The 10,557-nt window shown below is 64.9% G+C and carries 11 protein-coding genes; 3 read left to right on the plus strand and 8 right to left on the minus strand.

Features of this window, described 5'->3' with window-relative positions; genetic code table 11:
* Window positions 1–457: proline racemase family protein (locus VF497_RS10925; RefSeq protein WP_330888581.1), on the minus strand; the 457-nt coding region annotated here is incomplete at its 3' end.
* Window positions 458–537: 80 nt separating this feature from the next.
* On the opposite strand from VF497_RS10925, the gene VF497_RS10930 reads away from it, so the two are divergent.
* Window positions 538–1,242 carry an AraC family transcriptional regulator gene (locus tag VF497_RS10930; protein WP_330888583.1) on the plus strand — a complete coding sequence of 235 codons (705 nt, stop codon included), beginning with the start codon at window positions 538–540 and terminating at the stop codon, window positions 1,240–1,242.
* Between the two features lie 4 nt (window positions 1,243–1,246).
* Here VF497_RS10930 and VF497_RS10935 read toward each other — a convergent pair whose 3' ends face one another.
* The 7 genes from VF497_RS10935 to VF497_RS10965 form a co-directional block, all read right to left on the minus strand.
* Window positions 1,247–2,140: a hydroxymethylglutaryl-CoA lyase gene (locus VF497_RS10935; RefSeq protein ID WP_330888585.1), complete on the minus strand. Its 894-nt coding sequence runs from the start codon at window positions 2,138–2,140 to the stop codon at window positions 1,247–1,249.
* Window positions 2,137–2,730 (minus strand): hypothetical protein, encoded by a 594-nt coding sequence (locus tag VF497_RS10940; protein WP_330888587.1) that lies wholly within the window; start codon window positions 2,728–2,730, stop codon window positions 2,137–2,139. The genes VF497_RS10935 and VF497_RS10940 overlap by 4 nt, the downstream gene beginning before the upstream one ends.
* A 59-nt stretch (window positions 2,731–2,789) precedes the next feature.
* The gene (locus VF497_RS10945; protein ID WP_330888589.1) at window positions 2,790–4,799 is read right to left on the minus strand and encodes an acetyl/propionyl/methylcrotonyl-CoA carboxylase subunit alpha; all 2,010 of its coding nucleotides are present in this window, start codon (window positions 4,797–4,799) and stop codon (window positions 2,790–2,792) included.
* Window positions 4,799–5,314, minus strand: coding sequence for a cupin domain-containing protein (locus tag VF497_RS10950; protein WP_330888591.1), 516 nt, complete (start codon window positions 5,312–5,314; stop codon window positions 4,799–4,801). Before VF497_RS10950 ends, VF497_RS10945 begins: the two co-directional genes overlap by 1 nt.
* A 7-nt stretch (window positions 5,315–5,321) precedes the next feature.
* A complete protein-coding gene (locus tag VF497_RS10955) occupies window positions 5,322–5,726 on the minus strand; it encodes a VOC family protein (protein WP_330888593.1) in 405 nt (134 codons plus the stop codon).
* A gap of 4 nt (window positions 5,727–5,730) precedes the next feature.
* On the minus strand, window positions 5,731–6,525 hold the full coding sequence (locus VF497_RS10960) for an enoyl-CoA hydratase-related protein (RefSeq protein WP_330888594.1): 795 nt from the start codon (window positions 6,523–6,525) through the stop codon (window positions 5,731–5,733).
* Between the two features lie 171 nt (window positions 6,526–6,696).
* Window positions 6,697–7,587 carry a hypothetical protein gene (locus tag VF497_RS10965; RefSeq protein ID WP_330888596.1) on the minus strand — a complete coding sequence of 297 codons (891 nt, stop codon included), beginning with the start codon at window positions 7,585–7,587 and terminating at the stop codon, window positions 6,697–6,699.
* Between the two features lie 508 nt (window positions 7,588–8,095).
* On the opposite strand from VF497_RS10965, the gene VF497_RS10970 reads away from it, so the two are divergent.
* Both VF497_RS10970 and VF497_RS10975 read left to right on the plus strand, forming a co-directional pair.
* On the plus strand, window positions 8,096–9,868 hold the full coding sequence (locus VF497_RS10970) for a glucan ABC transporter ATP-binding protein/ permease (protein WP_330888599.1): 1,773 nt from the start codon (window positions 8,096–8,098) through the stop codon (window positions 9,866–9,868).
* 136 nt (window positions 9,869–10,004) lie between these two features.
* Window positions 10,005–10,436, plus strand: coding sequence for a hypothetical protein (locus VF497_RS10975; RefSeq protein WP_330888601.1), 432 nt, complete (start codon window positions 10,005–10,007; stop codon window positions 10,434–10,436).
* The last annotated feature ends 121 nt before the right edge of the window (window positions 10,437–10,557 follow it).

Below are 10,557 nucleotides of genomic sequence, written 5' to 3' on the forward strand. Positions count from 1 at the left end.
CCACGCCGAAGCCGGGGACATCGACGCGCACGTTCGTCGCGAGGCGATGGCTTTCCACGTTGGCGATCGATACGCGGCCGTCGGCGTGCAGCTCCGCGCCGACCGTGCCGACCGGCGTTTCCAGTATATGCATGCCGCGCGCAATGCGGCCGAGGTGGGCGAGGGTGCGGATCACGCCGATGCTGCCGTGTCCGCACATGCCGAGGGTGCCGACGTTGTTGAAGAAGATCACGCCGGTGCAGGCCTTGGGATCCACGGCCGGCAGCAGCAGCGCGCCGACCATCGTGTCGGAGCCACGCGGCTCGCAGGCGATCGCGCTGCGCCAATGGTCGAATTCGCGGCGGAAGCGCTCGCGGCGTTCGGCCAGCGAACCGGTGCCGAGGTCGGGGAATCCGGCGATGACGACGCGCGTGGGCTCGCCGCCGGTGTGCGAATCGATGATCTCTATCTTGTGCATGCCGTCATCTTCGCTGCAGCTCGCTGTCCGGTCTAGAAAGACTTGCTGCGTTTGGATGCGGAATTCGGCACAATTCTGTCATGACGCTCGCCATCCCCGCTGATGAGCTAGAGAACCTGTTCGATGCGCTGCCCGACGTCGTCTTCTTCGTCAAGGACACGGCCGGACGCTACACGCACGCGAACTTGACCCTCGTGCGCCGGCTCGGCCTCAAAAATCGCGAGCAAGTGATCGGCCGCGGCGTGGCCGAGCTGTTCCCCGCGCACATGGGTGGCTCCTACGCTGCGCAGGACCGGCGCGTGCTTGCCGGCGAAACGATTGAAGACCAACTCGAGGTGCACATCTTCCCGAACCGCGCGCCGGGCTGGTGCCTGACCCGGAAACATCCCCTGCGCGTACGTGGAAAAGTGCGCGGCGTGGTCGGCATCTCGCGCGACCTCGGCCAGCCCGACGGCCGTCATCCGACTTACGACCGCCTGCGCCGCGTGGTCGATCATCTGCAGCTCCACTATGCCGACAACGTGCGCATGGCGAAGTTGGCCGAATTGGCCGGCGTGTCGCTGGCCCAGCTCGAACGGCATTTCCGCAACGTATTCCAGATCACGCCGCAGCAGGCGCTGACGCGCGTGCGCATCGAGGCGGCGATGCGTCGGTTGACTGGCGTGGACGGCATCGCCGAGATCGGCCAGGCCTGCGGCTTTGCCGATCAGAGCGCGTTCGCGCGCCAGTTCAAGGCGACTGTCGGCATGACACCTCGCGCGTACCGCAAACTGGCCTCGGCCTGAATGCCTACGCTGCCGCTTTGCCGACCTTGCTGCCGTTGTCGCGCGCGAGTTGCACGCTGAGCCAGCGACCGGTTTCGATCAGCTTGTCGAGATCGATGCCGGTTTCGATGCCCATGCCGTGCAGCATGTAAACCACGTCCTCGCTGGACACGTTGCCGCTCGCACCTCGCGCGTAAGGACATCCTCCGACGCCGGAGACGGCCGAGTCGATCACGCCGACGCCGAGTTCGAGGCAGGCGAGGATGTTCGCGAGCGCTTGCCCACGCGTGTCGTGGAAGTGGATCGCGAGTGCGGACATCGGCACTTCCGTGGCGACTGCGGCGAGCATCGCGCGCGCCTTCGCCGGCGTGCCGATGCCGATCGTGTCGCCGAGCGAGACCTCGTAGCAGCCCATCGCGTGCAGCGCCTTGGCCACGCGCACGACGTCGGCCAGCGGCACCTCGCCCTGGTATGGGCAGCCGAGTACGGTCGAGACGTAACCGCGCACGGCAACCTTGTCCGCTTTCGCGCGTTCGATCACCGGCGCGAATCGTTCCAGCGATTCGGCGATCGAGGCATTGATGTTCTTGCGGTTGAACGCCTCGCTCGCCGCGGTGAACACGGCGATTTCCTCGACGCCAACTTCGCGGGCGCGCTCATAGCCCTGCAGGTTTGGCACGAGCACCGGATAGCGCACGCCGGGTTTCTTGTGAATGCCCGTGTAGACCTCGGCGGCATCGGCCAGCTGCGGCACCCATTTCGGACTGACGAAACTCGTCGCCTCGATCGTCTGCAGGCCGGTCGCCGACAAGCGGTCGATCAACTCGATCTTCGCCGCCGTCGGCACGATGGTCTTCTCGTTCTGCAGGCCGTCGCGAGCCCCGACTTCGACGATGCGGACTTGGCTGGGCGTGGTCATTTCGATTTGGGCGATGGTTTGGCTGACGCCGATATTTCGGCATCCGTGGCGGGTTTCAAGGTGAAGTAGGGTGTGTCGGCGAAGACGCCGCCAAGTTCGACGGCTTTGGCCATGGCCTCGGAGTCGCCGGCCACATAGTTGTGCAACTCCGAACCATGGTTTCGATGCTGGCCGCCAGGTTCAGCCGAAATCTTTTCCGTGCGGCCTTGAAGTTTCCCGTCGATGATCAAATGCGCGACTGCGACGTCGTCGGCCGGGCGCAGACGGATCTCATGGTTGCTCAGGTCGTAGAGAAAATAGTGAAAGCCGTTCGACCAGTCCACCTTGTCGGTATGCGACTTGTCGTTGTCGAACTTCACGGCCAGCAGGGATTTCGTGCCGACCGATGCAAACGCAAGATGGGTTTGACGATCGGTCTCGGTATCGTCCTTGCCGTTCTCGAACAGATGCAATGCCATACAACCGGGTTCGACCACGAGAAAAAGACTCTTATCGTCCTTGCGGTCTGTATCCTGACTCAGCAGCCGCCACTTGCCGACAAAGTGCGGGTCGCACTGGCTGATGTGTTTGCCGGGCAGCGATTCGAACACGGTGTCGACGCAACCACTCAACGCGAAGACGGCAAGACACAGCGTTGCCGCCGCCGGTCTCATTGTTCCGCCTCGAAACGCGCGAGCACCGCGTCGGCCTCGACGAACTCGCCGGCGTTTGCACTCACGCTCGCGATCTTCACCGCGCGCGGCGCTTTGAGCGTGATCTCCATTTTCATCGCTTCCATGACGATCAGTTCCTGGCCCTCGGCAACGCTGTCACCTTCCTTGACCTTGACCAACACGATGCGGCCGGGCATCGGCGCGGCAATGCGGTCTGAGCTGGTTTGCGTCGACCTGGTAAAGGCGAATGCGCCGACGCGCGCGAGGCGTGCGCGGCGTTCGCCGTCATGCAGCAGTACACCGTCGGCGTCGACTTCGCTGCGCAGGCGGCGCGCCTCGCCGTCGAACTCGGCGTTGAGCAGGCCGTCGGTAAGACGTGCATTGGCGACCTTGCAGCGCGTCTCGCCGATGTTCAGCGCATAGCTGCCGCCCGCGCCGTGTGCGTCGACTTCGATGCGCTCGCCGTCGTGGGCGAAGCAGACGATGCGCTTGCCCGCATGGCCGATGCGCCAGGCGTCGGCGCGCGCCCACGGCGAGTACGGATCGCCGCTCGCTTGCGCGAGCTGTGGCACGGAGGCTTCCTCGTCGAGCAGCACTGCGGTCGCGGCAGCGAACAACGTGCCGTGATCGGGCGCGGCGTCGGCCGGCAGGAACTCGGCAAGGTGGCGATCGAGGTAGCCCGTGTCGATGCGGCCTTCGATCACGGCCGGATGACGCACGAGGCGTTCGAGGAAATCGATGTTCGACTTCGGCCCGGTCACCGCGCACTGCGCAAGCGCCTCGCGCATGCGCTGCAACGCGGAGGGACGATCGCGATCCCAGACGATCAGCTTGGCGATCATCGGGTCGTAGAAGATCGTCACCGTGTCGCCTTCGATCACGCCCGAATCGATGCGCACGTGTGCGTTCGCCACGGGCAGTTGCAGGCGCTGCAGCTTGCCGGAGCCGGGCAAAAATCCCTGCGAAGGATCTTCGGCGTACAGGCGCAGCTCGATCGCGTGGCCGTCCTGCGGCACCGACTTGTTGCGCAGTAGCGAAGCCGGCAGCGGCTCGCCCGCGGCGACGCGCAACTGCAGTTCGACGAGGTCGAGATGCAGCACCATCTCGGTGACCGGATGCTCGACCTGCAGACGCGTGTTGATCTCCATGAAATAGAAGTCGCCCTGCGGTCCGACGATGAATTCGACCGTGCCCGCGTTGACGTAGTCGAGCGCGCGTGCGGCCTTGATCGCGGCATCGCCCATCTTCGCGCGCAGCTCAGGCGTAAGGAAAGGCGAGGGCGTTTCCTCCAGCACTTTCTGATAGCGGCGTTGCGCCGAGCATTCGCGCTCGTTGAGGTGGATCGCATTGCCGTGCGTATCGCCGAAGATCTGGAATTCGATATGCCGCGGCGTTTCGACGTAGCGTTCGAGCAGCACGCGATCGCGGCCGAACGCGCTCTTCGCCTCGCGCTGGCAGGATTCGAGATTCGCCGCGAACTCCTCGGCCTTGCGCACGATGCGCATGCCCTTGCCGCCGCCGCCGTAGGCCGCCTTGATCATCAACGGGAAACCGATACGCTGCGCCTCGCGCGCGAGCAGCGCGGCGTTCTGGTCCTCGCCGGTGTAGCCGGGCACGACGGGCACGCCGTGGCCGGCCATCAGTTCCTTCGCGCCGGCCTTCGAGCCCATTTTGCGCATCGAATTCGCGGAAGGGCCGATGAACACGATGCCGGCTTTTTCGCAGGCTTCGGCGAAGTCGGGATTTTCAGAGAGGAAACCGTAGCCCGGATGGATCGCCTGCGCGCCTGATTTCTTCGCGACCTCGATGATCGCATCGCCGCGCAGATACGAATCCGCCGGACGCGGCCCGCCGATCGGATAGGCGAAGTTGGCGAGGCGCACATGCTGCGCGGTCGCGTCTGCTTCCGAGTACACCGCGACCGTCTGGATGCCGAGGTGCCGCGCGGTGCGGATGACGCGGCAGGCGATCTCGCCGCGGTTGGCGATCAAGACGCGTGTGAACATCATTCTCCTTCCCAGTAGTCGACGCTCGCATCGGCGTGACCGATGTGACGGAAGCCCTGCGCGTTGCCCGCAGCGTCGCGCGGCAACTCGGCAATGAGGAATTTGTTGGAATCGGGGTATTCGCAGATTTCCGGATTGAGCATCGTGCTCAGCGCGAGATATTTCAGATCTCCAGCGCCTGTGTTGATGATCTGGTGCGCAACTTCCGGGCCGCCGGGCGGACATGCAATGAAATCACCGGCGCGCAATGGATGACGCTCGGAGCCGAAGCGCAACTCGCCGCCGCCTTCGAGGATGAAAAACAGTTCCTCGTTGACGTGGTGGTTGTGAAAAGGCACCGAGCGCTTGCCTGGCGGTACGAGGACGACGTTGTAGCCAAGCTTCACCGCACCTATGCGCGAACTGACCTCGCCGCGCAGCGCGCCGAAGCGTTCGGCGGCGGCGCCCGGTGCGTTCAAGTGCGCGGGACGCGGTTTCAATTCGATCTGATCCAGGTTGATGATCGGATATGGCATGAACCTCTTACTCCGGCAGATGGCAACACGCTTCGATGTTGTGGCCATCGGGATCAAGCACGAAGGCCCCGTAGTAGTTGGCGTGGTAGTGCGGGCGCAGGCCCGGCGCGCCGTTGTCGATGCCGCCGGCGGCGATGGCCGCCGCATGGAACGCATTGACCATCGCGCGATTCGCTGCGGCGAAGGCGACGTGCAGCTTGCCGCGCAACGCGCCGTCGCCGTTGCCGATCCAGAAGTACGGGTTGCCGTCGTGGCCGTAGCCCGCGTGCGCGTGGCCGCCGGTTGTTTCCGCGGTCACTTCCATGACCAGACCGATGCCCAGAGGCGCGAGCGCGCCGGCGTAGAACGCCTTGCTGCGTGCGATATCGGAAACGGTGAAGCCAATATGGTCGAAACGGTTGCGAAGGGACACGGGGCTACTCCTGCTTGAGCCAGGGAGGCGTTTGCTTGTCGAGAAATGCACTGAGGCCGGCCTGGCCTTCCGCGCCGATGCGCAGGCGCGCGATCAGCGCGGCGTTGTTCTCGTCGATCAGCGCGGCGTGCTCGGGCGTGGCGCCGGCCATGCGCAATGCGAGCTGCTTGGCTTCGCGCTGCGCGTTCGGCGCGCCCTTGGCGAGCAGATCGAGTTCGCGCGCGACTGCTTCATCGAGCTTGTCCGCGGCGACGACGCGATGCACGAGATCGATGCGCAGCGCTTCGTGCGCGTCGATCACTTCGGCGCTGACGAACAGGCGTCGCGCCTGACGCGCACCGATCGCAGCGATGACGTACGGCGAGATCACCGCCGGCACGAGGCCGAGCTTGACCTCGCTCAGCGCGAACTTCGCCGTGTCGACGGCGATCGCGATGTCGCAACAGGCGACAAGGCCGACGCCACCGCCGATCGCGGCGCCGTTGACGCGGGCAATGGTCGGCGTGGGGAAGAAATTCAGCGCGCGCATCAGCGCGGCGAGACGCTCGGAGTCGGCCTTGTTCTCGGCTTCGCTCGCCGCCGCCATGCGTTTCATCCAGTTTGCGTTCGCGCCGGCCGAGAACGAAGCGCCGGCACCGGTGAGCACGAGCGCGCGCAGCGAGCTGTCGCGGGCGAGACGATCGAGTTCAGCGGTAAGTTCGCCGATCAGCTTGTCGTCGAAGGCGTTGTGCGTCTGCGGACGGTCGAGCGTGATGCGCGCCGTGCGCCCTTCGATCGAAACCTGTAGCGATCCGGACATGCGCGCGAAACACCGTCAGCGAAAGCGGGATGCGCATGATAGCGGGTCGCGCCGGCGACTGTCGCGCTCGCCCGTGCAGTCGGACCATGCCCGAGCGGAGCAAGGGATGGGGCACAAAAAACGCCGATCGCGTTGCCGCGACCGGCGCTTCGTGTTCGACTCAGGCGACGATCAGTTCGACTGCGTGAACTGGATATACGGCGACGACCCGCCCGCGGCGACGCATGCGCCGAGGTGGAGGTTGTTGGTTTCGCCGGTCGTGCCGCCGTTGGTCGGGCCCACGCAGGTCGGCGCGTTCGTCGTGCCGTCGTTGACCGCGACATGCACGGTCAGTGACGAGCCGGCATTGAACGTGGCCGCCGAGCCGCCGCCATTGCCGACGACGTTGAACTCGGAATTGTTCCAGGTCGCGCCGATGTCGAGCGTGCTGCCGTTCTGGCTCACTGCCTTCGCGGTCGTGCCGTTGGTGAACGTGACCGTATCGAGGCCGCTCACCGATGCCGAACCGGCAAGCGAGGTGGCCGCAAGGCCGCCCAGGCTGACCGCAGCGGCAGCCACGCCGGCACTGTTCTTGTAGCAGCCGTTGTACGAACTGGTTTTATAACTGTTCCATCCCTTCGGGCAGCGCTTGCCCTTGGGAATGAACAGCCAGTTCTGGATGAACGCCTGCGGTCCGCTCACGCCGGTGCCGGCGTTGCCCGGATAGTTCGACGAGTAGATGAACTGTTCCCAGGTCTGGCAGCTCGAGTATCCCAGGCTTCCGCAAAAAGCGGATGTTCCATTGCCGAAGTTGGTGTTGAGCTGCAGCGTGAAGCCGCTCGAGCCGCCACCGCTTTCACTCGGGAAGCTGCCGGTTGCGGATTGAGTCAGATGAGACGTCGTGGCGGAATAGTCGTAGCCGTTGCCGACCGTGTCCACGGCGCCCGAAAACTTCGGGTTGGAACGATAAGTCGGCGTTTCACCGCAGGCTTCCTGCTCCCAAACCAGGCTCGGATAGTTCGCGTGGAAACAGCCTTCCGCGACTGGAGGGAAATTCTTCAGTGTCGCGTGCCAGTTTTTCAATTGATCCGCCGAAGGAGAATCGGCGCCGTTGCCTTGCCCGGCGGATGCGAACGAAGCCGCACCCAGCAGACCGACAAGGGATGCAACGTGGACCAAGGTGCGCGTAGCGGATTTCACATTCAATCGCATGGAATTTCTCTCCGAATTTGAGAAAGAATCTGCGCCGCCCCGTACGAGGCGAGCAGGCGCTCGCGAGTTGCTCCCCCAACTCTCCGGCTCGGCAGAACTCCGCTCGGAAGCTCTGCCGTAAACACCGTCGGACGCGCGCGTGGCCCCCCTCGCTGGCAGCACCTTCCCGCGTATGCGTCTGAATCGAATCTGCCCCGGTCGGACGGTGTCCGTGGGTGACAGGTCTAACGGATGATTCGTTAAATTTTTCAAAAATACCGCCGCGCCGGTGAATTTGCGACGCGGGCTCGATGCGGGGCGGCCGGTTTGCCTCGGGGTTCATGCAGGTCATCGAAGCCGCTAAGCTAGGCCGAGCCCGATTTCCACAACGTCGAACGCAATGAGCATTCTGAAAATTTACCTGCGCGTGCTCGCGCTGCTTGCGCCCGAGAAATGGCTGGCGATCACCTTGGCCGTCGCCAACCTGGCCCTTGCCGGCGTGTTCTTCCTCGAGCCGTGGCTGTTCGGCCGGGTGGTCGATGCGCTGACCGCGCAGGACCATCGCGACGCGTGGCAATTCATCGGCGCGTGGGCCGGCGTCGGCTTCGCCGGCGTCGTCGCCAGCGTGCTCGTGTCGCTTTACGCCGACCGCCTCGCGCACCGGCGCCGCCTCGCCGTTATCACCCAGTTCTTCGAGCATTCGATCGCGCTGCCGCTGTCGTTCCACGGCCAGCACCACACCGGGCGCCTGCTGCGCATCATGCACTCGGGTTCGAGCAACCTGTTCCAGATCTGGCTGAACTTCTTCCGCGATCATCTGACCACGCTGCTGTCGATCTTCGTCATGATCCCGCTCGCGATCAAGATGAACTGGAAGCTCGCGCTGCTGATGATCGGCCTGATGACGAGCTTCGCCGTATTCAACGCGATCGCCGTGCGGCGCACGCACAAGGCGCAGGGCGAGGTCGAAGAGTTGCACCACGAGATCTCCGAGCGCGTCGGCGACGTGTTCGGCAACGTCATGGTCGTGCAGAGCTTCTCACGCATCTCGGCCGAGGTTGCCGAGATCAAGGGCATGGTGAGAAAGGTGCTCACCGCGCAATATCCCGTGCTGCGCGGCTGGGCCTGGCTGTCGGTCGCCAATCGCGCGATGTCGACGATCACGATCGTCGCCATGTTCGCGCTCGGCGCGCAGCTCAACGGCAAGGGCGAGGTCACGGTCGGCGCGATCGTCACCTTCGTCGGCTTCTCGATGCAGTTGATCGGTCGCCTCGAACAGTTCGCCGGCTTCATTTCGAGCCTGTTCTTCCAGACCCATTCGCTGCGCGACTTCTTCGCCGTGCTCGATACGCAGGAAGTGCTGCACGAGAAGCCGGGCGCGCCCGACCTGCCGCAGGACGTGCGCGGCGAAGTCGAATTCCACGATGTCTCGTTCGGCTACGAAGTGTCGCATCCGGCGCTCAAGCACCTGAACTTCAAGGTGCCCGCGGGCGCGACCGCGGCGATCGTCGGTCCCACTGGCGCCGGCAAGACCACGGCGCTGAGCCTGCTCTACCGCGCCTACGATCCGAGCGCGGGCCGCATCACGATCGACGGCATCGACATCCGCGAGGTCAGCCTGCACAGCCTGCGCGAACACATCGCCGTCGTGTTCCAGGACCCGGGCCTGTTCTACCGTTCGATCGCCGACAACCTGCGCATCGGCAAGCCCGATGCGACCGAGGCGGAAATCGAAGCGGCCGCGATCGCGGCCGAGGCGCACCACTTCGTCATCGTCAAGCCGGAAGGCTATTCGACCCTCGTCGCCGAGCGCGGCCGCTCGCTGTCGGGCGGCGAGCGCCAGCGCCTGTCGATCGCGCGCGCGATGCTCAAGGATTCGCCGATCCTGATCCTCGACGAGGCGACGAGCGCGCTCGACAACGCGACCGAGGCGCGCATCCAGCGCGCACTCGGCGCGCTGACCCAGGGCCGCACGACCTTCGTCATCGCGCATCGGCTGACGACCGTGCGCAACGCCGACGTCATCCTCGTGCTCAAGGACGGCCAGCTGGTCGAGAAGGGCAGATACGACGAGCTCGTGCGCCTCGGTGGCCTGTTCGCCGAACTCGACCGCGGCGGCAAGTTCGTGCCCGATGCGGTGATGGAAGAAGCGGATGTTGAGCTGACCGGCTGAGGAATCTCGATTCCTTGGGCCAACTGCGCAGCAGGGTGTGCAGCGGATGGCGCACCGCGAGGCTCGGACCAAAGGACCACAACGAAACGGCGCCGCACGTGGTAGGTTATTGCCAAGTTCCCGTTCCGGTATCCGTATGCCTTCCCGTCTCGCCTTGATCGCATCGCTTGCCCTGATGGTTGCTCCTGGTTTGGCCCTGGCCGACAAGGCCAGCGAGGCGGCGCTCGACGCGCGCGTGAAAGCGCTCGAGCAACGCGTGGCCGAACTCGAGGCGAAACTCAACGCCGTCGCCTCGCGACCGGCCACGGCGCCCGCAGTCTCCGTGGTGCCGCATGTGGCCCAGCCGGGAGCGCCGGCGCCGCCGCCGATCTGGGGCGATCCGGCCAAGTGGGCGCAGATCAAGCAGGGCATGAGCTGGAGCGAAGTGCGCCGTCTGCTCGGCGCGCCCGGACGCACGACCACCGGCGTGTTCGGCGAAGTCTGGTATTACCCGGACGAATCCGGCGGCCGCGTCGTGTTCGATCGCGACAGCCGCGTTGCGGAAATCGACAAGCCGCAAGCACACTGACGGCCGCGGCAGATTCTTTTTCCATCGCGACGCCGGCGCATTGCACGCCGGCGTCGGTTGCTGCTCGTTACTGCGCCATCGCCGCCGAGGCGAGCTTGAAGAACACGTCGGTGTTGTCGAT

The sequence above is a fragment of the Rudaea sp. genome (assembly GCF_036383415.1).
Taxonomy (GTDB): domain Bacteria; phylum Pseudomonadota; class Gammaproteobacteria; order Xanthomonadales; family Rhodanobacteraceae; genus Rudaea.